At 67.4% G+C, this 14,974-nt stretch carries 19 protein-coding genes; 16 read left to right on the top strand and 3 right to left on the bottom strand.

The window, feature by feature from the left end; translation table 11 throughout:
• Nucleotides 1–188: 188 nt before the first annotated feature.
• The 6 genes from Q8Q80_RS05845 to fdx are packed head-to-tail and all read left to right on the top strand — an operon-like array spanning nt 189 to nt 4,824.
• Complete coding sequence (locus Q8Q80_RS05845) at nt 189–1,397, top strand: IscS subfamily cysteine desulfurase (protein ID WP_305632018.1); 1,209 nt, start codon at nt 189–191, stop codon at nt 1,395–1,397.
• A 45-nt stretch (nt 1,398–1,442) separates the two neighbouring features.
• On the top strand, nt 1,443–1,850 hold the full coding sequence (iscU, locus tag Q8Q80_RS05840; RefSeq protein WP_257080262.1) for a Fe-S cluster assembly scaffold IscU: 408 nt from the start codon (nt 1,443–1,445) through the stop codon (nt 1,848–1,850).
• A gap of 11 nt (nt 1,851–1,861) precedes the next feature.
• On the top strand, nt 1,862–2,239 hold the full coding sequence (gene erpA, locus Q8Q80_RS05835; protein WP_305632017.1) for an iron-sulfur cluster insertion protein ErpA: 378 nt from the start codon (nt 1,862–1,864) through the stop codon (nt 2,237–2,239).
• Nucleotides 2,240–2,252: 13 nt separating this feature from the next.
• Nucleotides 2,253–2,576 carry an iron-sulfur cluster assembly protein IscA gene (iscA, locus tag Q8Q80_RS05830; protein WP_257080260.1) on the top strand — a complete coding sequence of 108 codons (324 nt, stop codon included), beginning with the start codon at nt 2,253–2,255 and terminating at the stop codon, nt 2,574–2,576.
• 44 nt (nt 2,577–2,620) lie between these two features.
• Nucleotides 2,621–4,495 carry a Fe-S protein assembly chaperone HscA gene (gene hscA / locus Q8Q80_RS05825; protein WP_305632016.1) on the top strand — a complete coding sequence of 625 codons (1,875 nt, stop codon included), beginning with the start codon at nt 2,621–2,623 and terminating at the stop codon, nt 4,493–4,495.
• Entirely contained in the window at nt 4,492–4,824 is a 333-nt protein-coding gene (gene fdx / locus Q8Q80_RS05820; RefSeq protein ID WP_305632015.1) for an ISC system 2Fe-2S type ferredoxin, read from the top strand. Before hscA ends, fdx begins: the two co-directional genes overlap by 4 nt.
• A 93-nt stretch (nt 4,825–4,917) precedes the next feature.
• Here the strand turns inward: fdx and Q8Q80_RS05815 are convergent, their stop codons facing one another.
• The 3 genes from Q8Q80_RS05815 to Q8Q80_RS05805 are packed head-to-tail and all read right to left on the bottom strand — an operon-like array spanning nt 4,918 to nt 7,154.
• Entirely contained in the window at nt 4,918–5,160 is a 243-nt protein-coding gene (locus Q8Q80_RS05815; RefSeq protein ID WP_305615542.1) for a hypothetical protein, read from the bottom strand.
• Nucleotides 5,161–5,176: 16 nt separating this feature from the next.
• The gene (locus Q8Q80_RS05810; protein ID WP_257080256.1) at nt 5,177–5,611 is read right to left on the bottom strand and encodes an Ohr family peroxiredoxin; all 435 of its coding nucleotides are present in this window, start codon (nt 5,609–5,611) and stop codon (nt 5,177–5,179) included.
• Between the two features lie 31 nt (nt 5,612–5,642).
• Complete coding sequence (locus tag Q8Q80_RS05805) at nt 5,643–7,154, bottom strand: YdiU family protein (RefSeq protein ID WP_305632014.1); 1,512 nt, start codon at nt 7,152–7,154, stop codon at nt 5,643–5,645.
• 219 nt (nt 7,155–7,373) lie between these two features.
• Between Q8Q80_RS05805 and Q8Q80_RS05800 the strand changes: the two genes are divergently transcribed.
• From Q8Q80_RS05800 to Q8Q80_RS05755, 10 genes are all read left to right on the top strand, one after another.
• Nucleotides 7,374–8,951, top strand: a complete 1,578-nt coding sequence (locus Q8Q80_RS05800) for an FAD-dependent oxidoreductase (RefSeq protein WP_305632013.1) — start codon at nt 7,374–7,376, stop codon at nt 8,949–8,951.
• A gap of 204 nt (nt 8,952–9,155) precedes the next feature.
• On the top strand, nt 9,156–10,730 hold the full coding sequence (nifB, locus tag Q8Q80_RS05795; protein WP_305632012.1) for a nitrogenase cofactor biosynthesis protein NifB: 1,575 nt from the start codon (nt 9,156–9,158) through the stop codon (nt 10,728–10,730).
• Nucleotides 10,731–10,788: 58 nt separating this feature from the next.
• Nucleotides 10,789–10,989 (top strand): 4Fe-4S binding protein, encoded by a 201-nt coding sequence (locus Q8Q80_RS05790; protein WP_305615595.1) that lies wholly within the window; start codon nt 10,789–10,791, stop codon nt 10,987–10,989.
• Between the two features lie 10 nt (nt 10,990–10,999).
• Nucleotides 11,000–11,422 carry an iron-sulfur cluster assembly accessory protein gene (locus Q8Q80_RS05785; RefSeq protein ID WP_305632011.1) on the top strand — a complete coding sequence of 141 codons (423 nt, stop codon included), beginning with the start codon at nt 11,000–11,002 and terminating at the stop codon, nt 11,420–11,422.
• Nucleotides 11,423–11,432: 10 nt separating this feature from the next.
• A complete protein-coding gene (locus Q8Q80_RS05780; protein ID WP_305632010.1) occupies nt 11,433–12,008 on the top strand; it encodes a tetratricopeptide repeat protein in 576 nt (191 codons plus the stop codon).
• Nucleotides 12,008–12,805, top strand: coding sequence for a 4Fe4S-binding leucine-rich repeat protein (locus tag Q8Q80_RS05775; protein ID WP_305632009.1), 798 nt, complete (start codon nt 12,008–12,010; stop codon nt 12,803–12,805). The genes Q8Q80_RS05780 and Q8Q80_RS05775 overlap by 1 nt, the downstream gene beginning before the upstream one ends.
• Nucleotides 12,798–13,151 carry a nitrogen fixation protein NifZ gene (locus Q8Q80_RS05770; RefSeq protein ID WP_305632008.1) on the top strand — a complete coding sequence of 118 codons (354 nt, stop codon included), beginning with the start codon at nt 12,798–12,800 and terminating at the stop codon, nt 13,149–13,151. The genes Q8Q80_RS05775 and Q8Q80_RS05770 overlap by 8 nt, the downstream gene beginning before the upstream one ends.
• Before the next feature lies 1 nt (nt 13,152).
• Nucleotides 13,153–13,413 carry a nitrogen fixation protein NifZ gene (locus Q8Q80_RS05765; RefSeq protein ID WP_305632043.1) on the top strand — a complete coding sequence of 87 codons (261 nt, stop codon included), beginning with the start codon at nt 13,153–13,155 and terminating at the stop codon, nt 13,411–13,413.
• 18 nt (nt 13,414–13,431) lie between these two features.
• A complete protein-coding gene (locus Q8Q80_RS05760) occupies nt 13,432–13,800 on the top strand; it encodes a hypothetical protein (protein ID WP_305632007.1) in 369 nt (122 codons plus the stop codon).
• Entirely contained in the window at nt 13,797–14,948 is a 1,152-nt protein-coding gene (locus Q8Q80_RS05755; protein ID WP_305632006.1) for a cysteine desulfurase family protein, read from the top strand. The genes Q8Q80_RS05760 and Q8Q80_RS05755 overlap by 4 nt, the downstream gene beginning before the upstream one ends.
• Nucleotides 14,949–14,974: the final 26 nt, after the last annotated feature.

Genomic DNA, 14,974 nt, shown 5'->3' with positions numbered 1-14,974 from the left:
CCGATCAGGTGACTCGGCGCATGTCGTGCTGCAGCGCGTCGGCAACCCTACAAATTCGACATGACTTGTCTGACCGTCGAGGAAGGCGCAACGAACAAAAAAGCAAGTCGTTGATCCATCGCAATTTTTCAAACTGGCCCGCAAGTTGCGTAGTCCCTGCCAAACCCTTCCATGCAGGAGAGTCCGACATGAACCGCCCGATCTATCTGGACTACGCCGCCACCACACCCGTCGATCCCCGGGTGGTCGGAAAGATGATGCCCTGGCTGTTCGACAACTTCGGCAATCCGGCCAGCCGCTCGCATGCCTACGGCTGGGCCGCGGAAGAAGCGGTGGAACTGGCCCGCGAACAGGTGGCCGCGCTGGTCGGCGCCGATCCGCGTTCCATCGTGTGGACCTCCGGCGCCACGGAATCGAACAACCTGGCCATCAAAGGCGCGATGCAGTTCCACGCCGGCCGAGGCAAGCATGTCGTGACCGTGAAGACCGAACACAAGTCGGTGCTCGACACGGTGCGCGAACTCGAACGCGCCGGCTGCGACGTGACGGTGCTCGACGTACAGGAAAACGGACTGCTCGACCTCGACGTGTTCCGCGCCGCGCTGCGGCCGGACACGGTGATCGCGTCGGTCATGTTCGTGAACAACGAAACCGGCGTCATCCAGGACATCGCCGCGCTGGGCGCCATCTGCCGCGAAAAGGGTGTGCTGTTCCACGTCGATGGCGCACAGGCGACCGGCAAGGTGCCGTTCAGTCTGGACGAGCTGCCGGTCGACATGATGTCGCTGTCGGCCCACAAGACCTACGGCCCGAAAGGCATCGGCGCGCTCTATGTCAGCCGCAAGCCGCGCGTGCGCATCGACGCCATCATCCACGGCGGCGGCCACGAGCGCGGCATGCGTTCCGGCACGCTGGCGACCCACCAGATCATCGGCATGGGCGAAGCCTACTGGCTGGCACGCGACAGCATGGGCAGCGAGAACGAGCGCATCCGCTCGCTGCGCGATCGACTGATGAACGGCCTGATGACGCTCGATCAGGTGTTCGTCAACGGCGACCTCGAACAGCGCGTGCCGCACAACCTCAACCTCAGCTTCAACTTCGTCGAAGGCGAATCGCTGCTGATGGGCATGAAGGATGTCGCCGTGTCGTCCGGCTCGGCCTGTACCTCGGCCAGCCTGGAACCGTCCTACGTACTGCGTGCCATGGGCCGCAGCGACGAACTCGCGCACAGCTCGATCCGCTTCTCGATCGGCCGCTTCACGACCCAGCAGGAGGTCGATACGGTGATCGAGAAGGTCAGCGCCGCGGTGAACAAGCTGCGCGAACTGTCGCCGCTGTGGGACATGCACAACGAAGGCATCGATCTGGCGTCGGTTCAGTGGGCCAGCCACTGAGCGGCGCAGGCAACACCCCTCACTTACCCTTTTCGGAGAACCACCATGGCATACAGCGACAAGGTGCTTGACCACTACGACAACCCGCGCAACGTGGGCGGCTACTCGAACCAGGACGAAGACGTCGGCACCGGCATGGTCGGCGCGCCGGCCTGCGGCGACGTCATGAAGCTGCAGATCAAGGTCGGTGCCGACGGCATCATCGAAGACGCGAAGTTCAAGACCTACGGCTGCGGCTCGGCCATCGCCTCGTCGTCGCTGGTGACCGAATGGGTCAAGGGCAAGACGCTGGACGAGGCACTGGCGATCAAGAACACCGAAATTGCCGAAGAGCTCGCGTTGCCGCCGGTGAAGATCCACTGCTCCATCCTGGCCGAAGACGCGATCAAGGCCGCCGTCGCCGATTACCGCACCAAGCAGACCGCCGCCAACACGGCCGTCGAAGCCGCCTGAAAGGAAACGTCATGAACACGCTGGCCGAAAACACACTCGCCACGGCGACCCCGCCCGCCCTGTCGCCGATCACCTTCTGCGAAGCGGCTGCCAGCAAGGTGGCCGAAATGATTGCCGAAGAGGGCAATCCGGCACTGAAGCTGCGCGTCTATGTGACCGGCGGCGGCTGTTCCGGCTTCCAGTACGGCTTCGCCTTCGAAGAGACGGTGAACGAGGACGACACGCACATCGTGCAGTCCGGCGTCACGCTGCTCGCCGACTCGATGAGCCTGCAGTACCTGATGGGCGCCGAAATCGATTTCGAGGACGGTCTCGAAGGCTCGCGCTTCATCATCCGCAACCCGAACGCGACCTCGTCGTGCGGCTGCGGCAGTTCCTTCTCGATGTGACCGGAGGCCGGCCATGACCATCACCATCAGTGAAGCCGCGGCGCGGCATGTGCAGAAAAGTCTGGCCAGACGCGGCCAGGGCGTCGGCCTGCGGCTGGCGGTGAAGACCAGCGGCTGTTCCGGGCTGGCTTACGCGCTTGAGTTCGCGGACGCCGCCGAAGCGGAGGACGTGAGCTTCGAAAGCCATGGCGTCACCGTGCTGGTCGATCCGAAGAGCCTGCCCTTTCTCGACGGCACCGAACTCGACTTCGTGCGTGAAGGCCTGAACGAAGGCTTCAAGTTCAACAATCCGAACGTCAAGGCAGCCTGCGGCTGCGGCGAAAGCTTCGGCGTCTGAAGCCTGCTGCGCCGGCGTCACCACCGAAACGGGAGTAGCCCATCATGGCCTTGCTGCAGATTGCCGAACCGGGCCTCAGCGCCGCACCGCATCAGCACCGGCTGGCGGTCGGCATCGATCTGGGCACCACCAACTCGCTGGTCGCCACGGTGGCCAGCGGACTGTCGCGCGTGCTGCCCGACGCCGAAGGGCGCCGTCTGCTGCCCTCGGTGGTGCGCTACGCCGAAAGCGACATCGTGGTCGGCCACGCCGCGCAGGCCGCGCAGGTCGACGACCCCGGCAACACCATCGTGTCGGTGAAGCGTTTCATGGGCCGCACGCTGTCCGATCTCGACGCGTCGGTGCACACGCCCTACACGCTGGTGGACACACCGGGCATGCTCAGTCTGGCCACCCGCAGCGGCGTGCGCTCGCCGGTCGAAGTGTCGGCCGACATCCTGCGTTCGCTGCGCCAGCGCGCCGAAGAGGGCCTGGGGGGCGATCTGGTCGGTGCCGTCATCACGGTGCCGGCCTATTTCGACGACGCGCAGCGTCAGGCCACCAAGGATGCGGCGCGCCTGGCCGGCCTCAATGTGCTGCGCCTGCTCAACGAACCCACGGCCGCCGCCATCGCCTACGGGCTGGATAACGCGGCGCAGGGCGTGTTCGCCATCTACGATCTCGGCGGCGGCACCTTCGACATTTCGATCCTGAAGCTTTCGCAGGGCATGTTCGAAGTGCTGTCCACCGCCGGCGATGCCGCACTTGGCGGCGACGATTTCGACCATCGCATCGCCGACTGGCTGCGGCAGAACCTGGCACTCGCAGCGACCTCCGCCGGCGAAACGCGCATGATGCTGGCGCGGGCGCGGAGCGCCAAGGAGGCGCTGTCGAGTGCACCGGTAACGACGATTGCCGGCCAGCTGGACGATGGACGCAGCTTCAGTTTCGAACTGACGCGCGAACAGTTCGAAAGCCTGACCTCCGATCTGGTGGCTCGCAGCATGGCGCCGGTACGGCGCGCACTGCGCGACGCGGGCATCGCCGCCGACGAGGTCGACGGCGTGGTGCTGGTCGGCGGCTCGACCCGCATGCCGCAGGTCCGCGACGCGGTCGGCAAGCTGTTCGGCCGCGAGCCCTTGAGCGACCTCGATCCGGACGAGGTGGTGGCGCTGGGCGCTGCCATGCAGGCCAACGTGCTCGCCGGCAACAACCCCGGCGGCGACGGCGACTGGCTGCTGCTCGATGTCTGCCCGCTGTCGCTCGGTCTGGAAACGATGGGCGGTCTGGTCGAGAAGGTCATCCCGCGCAACACCACACTGCCGGCCGCACGCGCGCAGGAATTCACCACCTACAAGGACGGCCAGACCGCGATGGCGATCCACGTCGTGCAGGGCGAACGCGAACTGGTGAGCGACTGCCGTTCGCTGGCGCGCTTCGAACTGCGCGGCATTCCGGCGATGGTGGCCGGCGCGCCACGCATCCGCGTCACCTTCCAGATCGACGCCGACGGCATGCTGTCGGTGTCGGCCCGGGAGCAGACCAGCGGCACCGAGGCGCACATCGAAATCAAGCCGTCCTACGGTCTGAGCGACACGCAGATCGCCGACATGCTGACCGACGCCTGGGGCAAGGCCGACGTCGACATGGCGGCGCGCATGCTGCGCGAGGCGCAGGTGGACGCCCGCCGTCTGGTCGATGCGACCGAAGCCGCGCTGGCGGAAGACGGACACGCCCTGCTGACACACGACGAATTCGTGGCCGTGCAATCCGCGATGTTCGCGCTGGCCGACGAACTGGAAAGCGGCGGCGACCTGCCGCGGCTGAAGCGCGCCAGCGAGGCGCTGAACACCGCCACCACCCACTTTGCCGGGCTGCGCATGGATGCCGGCATCCGCCGTGCGCTGGCCGGCACGCGGATATCGGCGCTGCAGACATGAGCCGGATCACCGTACTGCCTCATCCGCAGTTGTGCCCGACCGGCACCAGCTTCGAAGTAACGGCCGGCACGACCGTGTGCGATGCGCTGCTGGCGCACGACATCGCGATCGAGCATGCCTGCGAAAAGGTGGCCGCCTGCGCCACCTGCCACATCTACGTGCGGCAGGGCGCGTCGTCGGTCAATCAGCCGGACGACGACGAGGAGGACCAGCTCGACGACGCCTGGGGCCTGGAATCCGCCTCGCGGCTCGCCTGCTGCGTCCGTCTCGGCAGTACCGACCTGACGATAGAACTGCCGATGCACACGCGCAATCTCGCGCGCGAGTGACGCGCCCGGGAAATCGGGGCACGGTGAAACAGAGCATGTTCGTTGCGCGGCGGAAACGCCTTCCGGGCGCTTTCGCCGCGCACTTTTTCCCGGCTACCACTCCTTCTGCATGCCCCACGGGTGCGAACCCGGCACCAGCTCCACCTTGAGCCCCTTGTTCGCGATGTCCTCCAGCGTCCGGTAGAAGGTTGCCTCGTGCATCAGCGTGCCCCTGGTGGTGTACAGCGCGACGTACTTCGACGGCAGGTCGATCTCGATGACGAAATCGCCGCCCGGGTCCTGCACGCTGCGCGCCTTGCCGTTCCAGTCGATGAAATAGCCGTTTTCACTGGTCATCGCAGGTCTCCTGGTTTCAAGCCGTCGCCGGTGCTTCGAGCACCGCGACCGCACTGACGGTGACATTGTTCTTCGTCGCATCTGTATACGGACACACCTTCAGCGCGCGCTCGACCAGCGAGTCGGCGGTCGGCTGGTCGATGCCGTGCAGCACCGTGGTGAAGCGGATCGCCATCCGGTAGGCCTCCTCGAAGTTCTTGAACAGCGATATTTCCGCCTCGACCATGCAGCCCTTCACCGGCAGCCGGTCGGCGCGCACGATGTGCCGCACCGAGTTTTCGAAACAGGCGGCCCAGGCGGCCGCGAACAGCTGCTCCGGATTGCTGCCGGGTTTCTTGCCGCCCATTTCGGCGGGCGCGGCGAGGTCGAGCTTCAATGTGCCGTCTTCGCTCTGCACGCGGCCATTGCGGCCGCCCTGGCTGAAGACGCGGGTTTTGTAGATGAGGTCCATGGCCGTTCCCGGTGAGTGATGAAGAAAGGTGTCAGCTCGAACAGCTGACCGACATGCCGGCCGCCCAGTCCGGCGGTGGTGCGGCGTAGCGGGCACACTCCGGCTGGTCGTCGAAAGGCCGGCGCAGGCAGTCGAACACGGCGCGCACTTCGCTGAAGTCGCCCTCTCGCGCGCGGCGGATCGCCGCCTCGGCCATCCAGTTGCGCAGCACGTAGCGCGGATTGACCGCGCGCATCGCCAGCTTGCGCGCCGCATCGCGACTGCCTTCGCGGGCGAGTCGCGCACGCCAGCCGAGCAGCCAGGCGTCGCACGCCTCGCGGTCGGCGAACAGGTCGCGCAGCGGCGCGTCAATGACGGCGCGCGCCTCGCGCAGAACCGCTCCGGGCAGGCCTGAGAGCGCGCGGAAGAACAGCGTGTAGTCGATGCGCTGCAGCTGCAGCAGGCCGAGGGTGGCGCCGATGAAGTCGGCATCGCCGGGCTGCGCCGTCGCCAGACCGAGGCGGGCCCGCATCCGTTGCGCGAAGTGCGCGTCGAAGGCGGGCGTGTAGTGATCGTCGACCAGCGCGCGCGTGACGTCGGGATGGCCGATCAGCGGCCCCAGCGCGTCGGCCAGCGCATACAGGTTCCACAGGCCGATGCGCGGCTGCGCACGGAAGGCGTAGCGCCCGTACGTGTCGGAGTGATTGCAGATATGCCCGGCGTCGAACGCTTCCATGAAGCCGAACGGGCCGTAGTCCAGCGTCAGACCTAGGATGGACATGTTGTCGGTGTTCATCACGCCGTGCATGAAGCCGATCGCCTGCCAGTGCGCGATCAGCTCGCCGGTGCGGCGGGCGACGTGGGCCAGCAGTGCCTCGAACGGCTTCGGCGCATCGCGCAGATGCGGCAGGAAGCCGTCGATCACATGATCGGCCAGCGTGCGCAGGCTGGCGACATCATCCATGTCGGCGAAGTACTCGAAACTGCCGAAGCGCACGAAGGTGGGGGCGATGCGCGTCACCACCGCAGCCGTTTCCATCGTTTCACGCTGCACCGGCAACGACGAGCCGATGACACACAGCGCACGCGTGGTCGGTATGCCGAGCGCGGCCATCGCCTCGGAACAGAGGAATTCGCGGATGGACGAACGCAGCACCGCACGACCGTCGGAGAAGCGCGAATACGGTGTGGGTCCCGCCCCCTTGAGCTGCAGCTCCAGCGTGCCGGACGACGTGCGCACGCCACCGAGCAGGTGGGCGCGGCCGTCGCCCAGGCGCCCCGACCAGCTGCCGAACTGGTGCCCGCCATAGACCGCAGCCAGCGGATCGCTGCCGCGCAGCAGCGCGTTGCCGGCGAAGGCGTCGACGAAGTCCGGCCGCATCGTCTGCGCGACGTCGAGACCGATCAGCGCCGCCGCGTCCTCGCTGACGACGACCGGATGCGGCGACGGCAGCGGCGACGGTGGCAGCCGCGTATGGAAGGCAGCCGGCAACCGTGCGTAGCGGTTGTCGAAGGCGAGCGCTTCCAGTGCAAGGCCAGGCGGATGGGTGAGGGGTGCGTTCATGTCGTGCCTGCTGTCATCGCAGTGACCTAGCAAGAATCGCGCACGCCCGGGAAGCGGACGATTGCATTGCGCATGCGCGGTGGCGATGCGCCAAACGCGACAAAGCCGACGTCGCGTCAGCCGGTCGCCCCCGCAGCGCCGCCATGCGGCGCGACAAGGCGCCGTGGAACGATGCTTGCTGAACGCTATGCATCTGATTGCCACCCGGAGGACCGCACCATGCTGGACACCCTGATCGTCGGCGCCGGACTGTGCGGCCTGAGCCTCGCCGGCCGGCTGCAATCGGCCGGACGCGACTTTCTGCTGATCGATGCGCGGCCCCGCGCCGGCGGGCGCATCGAAACCGTGCCGGGCGCGGCCGGCAAGGCAGCGCTCGACCTCGGACCCGGCTGGTACTGGCCGCAGACGCAGCCGCGCATGGTGAAGCTGCTCGCCGAACTCGGCCTCGACGGCCATGCGCAGCACGACAGCGGCGTCATCCTGCATCTGGCCAGCACGGATTCGAGCCCTGAACCGCTGGCCCAGGATGGCGTGCACAACGGCGCGCACCGCGTCTCCGGCGGCATGGGCGCCATCGTCTCCGCGCTGGTGCAGCGGCTGGCGCCGGACCGCCTGCGCACCGGCTGCAGGCTGCTGCGACTGGTCGACCGCGGCGATTTCGTCGAGGCGCATTGCCGCAGCCCGCAGGAGGATTTCGTCATCGCTGCGCGACACGTGGTGCTGGCGATGCCGCCGCGGCTGGTGGCCGAGCACATCGCCTTCGAACCGGCGCTCGACGCGCCGCTGATGCAGGCGCTGCAGGACACCCCGACCTGGATGTCCGCCCAGGCCAAGGCGGCAATGCGCTACCGCCATGCGTTCTGGCGCGATGCCGGCCTGTCGGGCAATGCCTTCGTGTCGCATCCGCAGGCAGTGCTGGCGGAAATCTTCGACGCCTGTGACGCGCGCAGCGACGCCGCGGCACTCGGCGGTTTCGTCGCGCTGTCGCCGGCACAGCGCAAGACTTACGCGGCTTCGCTGGAACTGCTGGTGCGCAGTCAGCTGGCGCAACTGTTCGGTCCGCCTGCCGACGAGGGCGAACTGCACCTGCGCGACTGGGCGAACGAACCGCTGACCTGCAGCACGCGCGACGCGGCAGCGCCGAGCCAGCACCCGGAGGACGGCTGCGAGGCGCTGGCCGCCGAACGCTGGGAGGGTCGATTGCTGTTGGGTGGCAGCGAAACCGCGGCGCGCGGCGCGGGTTATCTGGAAGGCGCACTCGACGCCGCGACGCGCATCGCCAACCGCCTGCTGGCGCGCGCGGCCACCTCGCACGCGCTGCTGTCACCGGCCAACGAAGGCAGCGTGCGCCACTTCACCGACTGGGTGGCCGACCAGCGCAGGCTGTGCGCCAATCTGTACCGGCAGCGCATCGCGCGCGCACTGGCGGCGCAGCAGAGCGCGGACCTGACGCGCAACGTGCTGCTCGACGTGATCGACCAGCTGTATGCCGACGCACTGGCCGAACTCGCCACCCTGTCCTTCGACACGCGTGGCGTGGCCGTCGAACAGGGCCGCTCCGCCTTGACACCCGCCGTGCTGGCGCCCTTCTCCGGCCTCAGCGACGCATTGCTGGGCGAAGCGCTGAAGCACAACGGCACCTCCTGTGCGCTGTCGAACTTCCCGGACGAGGCGCGGCCGTCGGCCCGTTACCGGCATGACATCCGGCGCGATCTTGCGCATGCCTGGCGCGCTTTTGCGCAGTCGGTCAATGCACTGCTGATCGACAAGGCGGACCACCCCGGGGCGCTGCATTGATGGGCGTGTCGCACCCGCACCGCGCAAGTGTGGGTTTTGTCGCAAGCGTAAGGTTCCGGCCACCCCGGGTGAGGCAGGCCAAGCAATTGAATGAAAAGGAAAACCGTCGTTGGCACGGAAATGGCTAAACGAACCTTGCCAGCCCCATTCGCCCGGATCGCCCTGATTGCCCATTGGCGCATCAGCAGAACAAGGAGTTTCGTCATGCAAAGTGCAGCAGCGAGTTACGTCAGCCTGGATGCCCTGAAATCCAACCGCAATGCGCTGGCCGAACCGGTCGAAGCGCCCGCCCACGCCGGCTGCGGTACCTCCGGCGGTGAAGGCAAGGCCAGTTGCGGCACGTCCGACGGTCCGGACGACATGCCGGCCGACGTGTGGAACAAGGTCAAGAATCACCCCTGTTATTCGGAAGAAGCGCATCACCACTACGCCCGCATGCACGTCGCCGTGGCGCCGGCCTGCAACATCCAGTGCAACTACTGCAACCGCAAGTACGACTGTTCGAACGAATCGCGTCCGGGCGTCGTGTCGCAGAAGCTGACGCCGGAACAGGCAGTGAAGAAGGTGGTCGCGGTCGCCAGCGAAATCCCGCAGATGACGGTGCTCGGCATTGCCGGCCCGGGCGATTCGCTGGCCAGTCCGAAGAAGACCTTCGAAACCTTCCGCATGCTTCAGGAACAGGCGCCGGACATCAAGCTGTGCCTGTCCACCAACGGCCTCGCTCTGCCCGCGCTGGTCGACGAAATCTGCAAGTACAACATCGACCACGTGACCATCACGATCAACATGGTCGACCCCGAAGTGGGCGCCAAGATCTATCCGTGGATCTTCTGGGACCACCGCCGCGTCACCGGCGTCGAAGCAGCGACCATCCTGCACCAGCAGCAGATGCTGGGGCTGGAAATGCTGACCGCGCGCGGCGTGCTGACCAAGATCAATTCGGTGCTGATCCCCGGCATCAATGACGAACACCTGATCGAGGTGAACCGCGAGGTGAAGAAGCGCGGCGCCTTCCTGCACAACATCATGCCGCTGATCTCCGAAGCCGAGCACGGCACGGTGTTCGGCCTGACCGGCCAGCGCGGCCCGACGGCGCAGGAACTTAAGGCGGTGCAGGACGCGTGCATGGGCGGTGCCAACCTGATGCGGCACTGCCGGCAGTGTCGCGCCGATGCGGTCGGCCTGCTCGGTGAAGACCGCAGCGAGGAATTCACGCTCGACAAGATCGAAGAGATGGAAGTGGTGTACGACCTCGATCGTCGCCGTTCATACCAGGACCGCGTCGAGGCCGAACGCCAGGCGCAGCACGCCGCCAAGGTCGAGGCGCTCGCCGCGACGCAGGACGCAGGCGCCGCCGACGGCATCAAGGTGCTGGTCGCGGTGGCCACCACCGGTGGCGGCCGGGTGAACCAGCACTTCGGCCACGCCGACGAATTCCAGATCTTCGAAGTGTCGGCCGGCGAGGCGCTGTTCGTCGGTCACCGCCGGGTGGACCTGTTCTGCCAGGGCGGCTACGGCGAAGACGAAAAGCTGCCGTCCATCGTCACCGCGATCAACGACTGCCACGCCGTGCTGGTGTCGAAGATCGGCGCCTGCCCGCGCGACGAACTGAAGACCGCCGGCATCGAGCCGGTCGACAACTACGTCGATGAATTCATCGAAAAGGCCGCGTTGTCGTGGTTCGCCGACTACACCGGCCGCGTCGCCCGCGGCGAAACGGTGCACCAGGCGCGCGGCGACGCATCGATCCGCCAGGGTGCCTTCACGGCTGCTGCATGACCCGATGACCCACGCGACCGCGGCGGCGTGCCGCGGTCACTTCCGAAGGGAGATCACCATGTCACTCAAGATCATTGCCGACCTCTGTACCGGCTGTTCGGCCTGCGAGCCGGAGTGTCCGAACGAAGCCATCAGCGAAAAAAAGAACCTCTTCATCATCGACCCCGATAAATGCACCGAATGCGAAGGCGACTACGACACGCCGCAATGTGTGGCGGTATGTCCGGTCGACCATTGCATTCTTCCCCTGGCAGCGTGAGGAAAGACAAATGACAAACGTAACCCTGACACCCGCAGCAGCAAAGTTCATGTCGCGCATGGTGCGCTTTTCCGGCGAACCCGACGGCGCCGGCTTCCGGCTGCTGGTCAGCGCGGGCGGCTGCTCCGGCTTCAACTCGGAATTCACCGTCGAGGCCCTGCCGCAGGCGGGCGACGCCGTGGTCGAGGTGTCCGGCGTGCGCATGTTCCTGCCGGCCGAGTCACGCCTGATGCTCGAAGGCGTGACGATCGACTTCTCGGACACGCCGATCAAGAGCGGCCTCACCTTCATCAACCCGAACCAGGCGCCGTGCGCGTGCAGCAGCAGCTCGACCGGCACGCAGGCCACGCACAGCCACGCCAGCGGTCATGGCGACAGCCATGCGATGCCCGGCGTCGTGTCGGTCGGCATCGACGCGATCCGGCGCGGCTGAGGGTACGGCGATGTGGTCGGAGAAACGAGCGGATGACATCGGTGCGGATGACATCGCCGACTTCGATCTGGCGGTACTCGGCGGCGGCCTGCCCGCCGAAGCCGAGCGCCTGATCGGACGCGCCGGCCTCATCCGGGGCCAGGTCGATGAAGCGCTCGCGCTGCTCGACCGGGCGCACGCCCTGGCGCCGCAACATCCGGCCACGCTGATCGCACTGTACCGCTTCCACTTCTACGGCAACCGGCTGGACGACGCGCGCGCCATTTCGCTGCGCGCACTCGCCATGGCGTCGACCGCCCTCGGGCTGCCGTCCGACTGGCGGCAGGTGGGCGCGGACGCACGCTTTGGCGCACTCGAGGCGCTGCCGCGCTTCTATCTGTTTTCGCTCAAGGGCTTTGCCTATCTGAGCCTGCGTCTGGGCGATCTCGACACCGGTCGCGCCGCACTCGCCAGACTGGCCGAGCTCGATCCGGCGAACAAGGTGGGTCATCGCGTGCTTGACGACGTGCTCGCCCGCATGGGACGCGACGACATCGGCTACGAAGATTGCCCCGACGTGGCCGCGACGGGCGGGGTGGTGGCGTGATGATCACCGGACCCACGGACCCGGTCGGCGTCGAGGAGGACATCCCGCCGGTCGACTGGCACGGCGTACCGCTCGACTGTACGACCTGTGGCACGCGCAGCGAACTGATCCGCTGCGAGCGCGGCCACGCCTGCGTGCAGGACCGCTACGCCAAGCGCATCGATCGCTTCTTCCGCTGGAATCCGCAGGTCAGCAACGACTACCTGGCACACCCGTATTTCGAAGTGCGCGCCATCGCCTGCCGGCAGGCCGACGTGTTCCGCCTGCAGCCGCTGATCGACGACGAAGACGAAACGGTGCGCCTGTCGGTGGCCGTGCGTCTGCCGCTGGCGCAGGCGGTGCGCCTGCGCAACGACCCGCACCGCGAAGTGCGCATCCGCGTGGCGATGCGCCTGGAAGGGCGCGAGCTGTTGGTAATGGCCAGCGACGACGACTACTACGTGCGCAAACTGGTGGCGCGCCGGCTGCCCGAGGCGCTGGTGCCGCGGATGCTCGACGACCGCGAGTGGGAAGTGCGCCTCGAAGCGGTCAAGCGGGTCGGCATGCCGGCGCTGCTGCGCATGTGCGACGACCGCGAGATCGCGGTGCGGCGCGAGGTGGTGGCGCGGCTGCCGGTGGCGCAGCTGTACCGCATGGCGCACGACCCGGCGTGGGAAGTGCGCTGGGAAGTGGCGCAGCGCGCCGGCCGCGACCTGGCGCGCCTGATGGCGCATGGCGACGAGGAGGCGGAGGTGCGCGAAGAAGCGCTCGCGCGCCTGAAGACACTGGACCAGCAGACGGGAGCACAGCATGAGTGACATCAGCCGCGACAGCGACACGGTCGAACTGACCGCCGACCCGGTATTCCAGTACGGCGAAAAGGTGGTCAGCCGCTTCACGATCCGCAACGACGGAACGTACTGCGGCAAGGACATCGGCGAGGTACTGGCGAAGAAGGGCGACGTCGGCTTCGTCACGTCGATCGGCACCTTCCTGCAGCAGTACTACATCTATGCGGTCGAGTTTCTGGGCACCGGCCATCGCGTCGGCATGCGCGGTCGGGAGCTGGTATCGCTCGACAACCTGCCGCCGCACGTGGTCGAAATACTCGGCGACCGCGTCACACAACTGGCAGCCATCAAGGCGGGAGACGAACGTGTTTGAAATGCGCGAAGCGAAATTCGAATGGGGCCAGCGCGTGACCGCGCTGACCGATCTGTTCAACGACGGCTCGCACCCGGAGGTGCCGCTGGATGCCTTGCTGGTGGCCGAAGGCGCCACCGGTGAAATCGTCCAGATCGGGCATCACGAAGAAGCCAACCTGCCGGTCTACATGGTCGAATTCGCCGACGGCCCGGCGGGCGCCGACGACAAGCCGCGATCCTGCGTGGTCGGCGTGCTGGAAGAGGAAATCGCGCCGGCCTGACCGCCGCGCGTCCGCCCCATGAACCCGCGCCCCCGCCCGCCCGCCCGGCAGCCGCAGCACGCACCGCACGCCGTGGTCGCGGAGAGCGAGCTGCTGCGCCGGCGCGTGCTGCGCGCACTGGAGCGGCGCGAGCGCTACCGCTACGTGCGGCCCGAGGTGCAGGCATCGGACGACGGCTGGGTGGTCACCAGTCCGTGCTGTTCGCGCAATGTCGATCCGGACGGCGGCGTCATCGACATCGCGCTGCTCCAGCGCTCGGCGGGTGGCTGGACGCTGAGCCGCCGCGACCATGCAAGTGCGAGCTGGGTCAGGCACTCGAAGGGCGTCCGGCTGGACACCCTGCTCGACGTGCTGTGCGAAGACCCGCAACGGGTGTTCTGGCCATGATCTATCTCGACCACAACGCCACCACGCCGCCGCTGCCCGAAGTGATCGAAGCGGTGACCGACTGCCTGCGCAGCGGCTGGGGCAACCCTTCGTCGAAGCACGGATTCGGTCAGCAGGCGCGCGGCGCACTGGCGCAGGCACGCGCCGAAGTGGCCGCGCTGGCAGGTGCGCAGCCGGTCGAGGTGGTGTTCACCAGCGGCGCCACCGAAGCCAATCATCACGCGCTCAGCGGTGCACTGGCCCGTGCCGGCGCAGCACCGCGCGTGCTGCTGTCGGCGACCGAACACAGCGGCTTCCTGAAGGCCGCGCTGCGGCTGCGCGAAGTCGGCATCGAGGTCGAACTGCTGCCGGTGGACGCTCAGGGTCGGCTGCAGCCGGATGCGCTGGCGACAGCGCTGGCCGAGCCGGCTGCCCTGCTGTCGGTGATGGCCGCCAACAATGAAACCGGCGTGCTGCAGCCGGTGGCCGACATCGCTGCGCAGGCGCGCGCCGCCGGCGTGCCCTTCCATGTCGATGCGACACAGATGGCCGGCAAGCTGGCGCTCGATTTCGCCGGCTGGGGTGCCGACCTGATGTCGATGTCGGCGCACAAGTTCGGCGGCCCGAAAGGCTGCGGCGCGCTCATCGTGCGCAAGGGTCTGAGCTGGCCGCCGTTGCTGTCCGGCCAGCAGGAACGCGGCCGGCGCGGCGGCACCGAAAACATGCCGGGCATTGCCGGCTTTGCGGTGGCAGCACGGGCAGCCCGCGCAACGATGCAGCCGGACGCGCTGCGCCTGGGCGCGCTGCGCGACACGCTCGAAGCCGCCCTGCGCGAAACGCTGCCCGGTCTGACCGTGTTCGGCGCAGCGGCCCCGCGACTGCCGAACACGCTGATGCTGGCGATCGCCGGGCAGTCGGCCGACCGCGTGCTCGACCGTCTGGAACGGCAGGGCATCTTCGCCTCATCCGGCGCGGCCTGTTCGTCAGGCGGCAGCGAAGCTTCGCACGTGCTGCGCGCGATGGGCGTACCGGCCGCCGATGCGCTCGGCGCCGTGCGGCTGTCGCTCGGCCGTGGCAACGACGCAGAGCAGATCGCCCGCGTCGTGCAGGCGCTGTCCTCGCTCGCACTGCAGCAGCCATCGGTCGCGCCCGCCGCGACCACCCACTGAACATCGATGAACCATCCTGAACGGAG

The organism is Methyloversatilis sp., from assembly GCF_030698125.1.
Classification (GTDB): Bacteria; Pseudomonadota; Gammaproteobacteria; order Burkholderiales; family Rhodocyclaceae; genus Methyloversatilis.
Note: the sequence above shows the minus strand (reverse complement) of the source record. Positions and strands in the feature narration are given on the sequence as shown.

Bases quoted from the DNA above. Each gene is read 5' to 3' on its own strand.
- Q8Q80_RS05845 (WP_305632018.1), top strand. From the start codon at position 189: ATGAACCGCCCGATCTATCTGGACTACGCCGCCACCACACCCGTCGAT.
- Q8Q80_RS05810 (WP_257080256.1), bottom strand. From the start codon at position 5,611: ATGGACCTCATCTACAAAACCCGCGTCTTCAGCCAGGGCGGCCGCAAT.
- hscA (WP_305632016.1), top strand. From the start codon at position 2,621: ATGGCCTTGCTGCAGATTGCCGAACCGGGCCTCAGCGCCGCACCGCAT.
- Q8Q80_RS05760 (WP_305632007.1), top strand. From the start codon at position 13,432: ATGAACCCGCGCCCCCGCCCGCCCGCCCGGCAGCCGCAGCACGCACCG.
- Q8Q80_RS05785 (WP_305632011.1), top strand. From the start codon at position 11,000: ATGACAAACGTAACCCTGACACCCGCAGCAGCAAAGTTCATGTCGCGC.
- erpA (WP_305632017.1), top strand. From the start codon at position 1,862: ATGAACACGCTGGCCGAAAACACACTCGCCACGGCGACCCCGCCCGCC.
- Q8Q80_RS05775 (WP_305632009.1), top strand. From the start codon at position 12,008: ATGATCACCGGACCCACGGACCCGGTCGGCGTCGAGGAGGACATCCCG.
- iscU (WP_257080262.1), top strand. From the start codon at position 1,443: ATGGCATACAGCGACAAGGTGCTTGACCACTACGACAACCCGCGCAAC.
- Q8Q80_RS05815 (WP_305615542.1), bottom strand. From the start codon at position 5,160: ATGACCAGTGAAAACGGCTATTTCATCGACTGGAACGGCAAGGCGCGC.
- Q8Q80_RS05770 (WP_305632008.1), top strand. From the start codon at position 12,798: ATGAGTGACATCAGCCGCGACAGCGACACGGTCGAACTGACCGCCGAC.
- fdx (WP_305632015.1), top strand. From the start codon at position 4,492: ATGAGCCGGATCACCGTACTGCCTCATCCGCAGTTGTGCCCGACCGGC.
- iscA (WP_257080260.1), top strand. From the start codon at position 2,253: ATGACCATCACCATCAGTGAAGCCGCGGCGCGGCATGTGCAGAAAAGT.
- Q8Q80_RS05755 (WP_305632006.1), top strand. From the start codon at position 13,797: ATGATCTATCTCGACCACAACGCCACCACGCCGCCGCTGCCCGAAGTG.
- Q8Q80_RS05765 (WP_305632043.1), top strand. From the start codon at position 13,153: ATGCGCGAAGCGAAATTCGAATGGGGCCAGCGCGTGACCGCGCTGACC.
- nifB (WP_305632012.1), top strand. From the start codon at position 9,156: ATGCAAAGTGCAGCAGCGAGTTACGTCAGCCTGGATGCCCTGAAATCC.
- Q8Q80_RS05800 (WP_305632013.1), top strand. From the start codon at position 7,374: ATGCTGGACACCCTGATCGTCGGCGCCGGACTGTGCGGCCTGAGCCTC.
- Q8Q80_RS05805 (WP_305632014.1), bottom strand. From the start codon at position 7,154: ATGAACGCACCCCTCACCCATCCGCCTGGCCTTGCACTGGAAGCGCTC.
- Q8Q80_RS05790 (WP_305615595.1), top strand. From the start codon at position 10,789: ATGTCACTCAAGATCATTGCCGACCTCTGTACCGGCTGTTCGGCCTGC.
- Q8Q80_RS05780 (WP_305632010.1), top strand. From the start codon at position 11,433: ATGTGGTCGGAGAAACGAGCGGATGACATCGGTGCGGATGACATCGCC.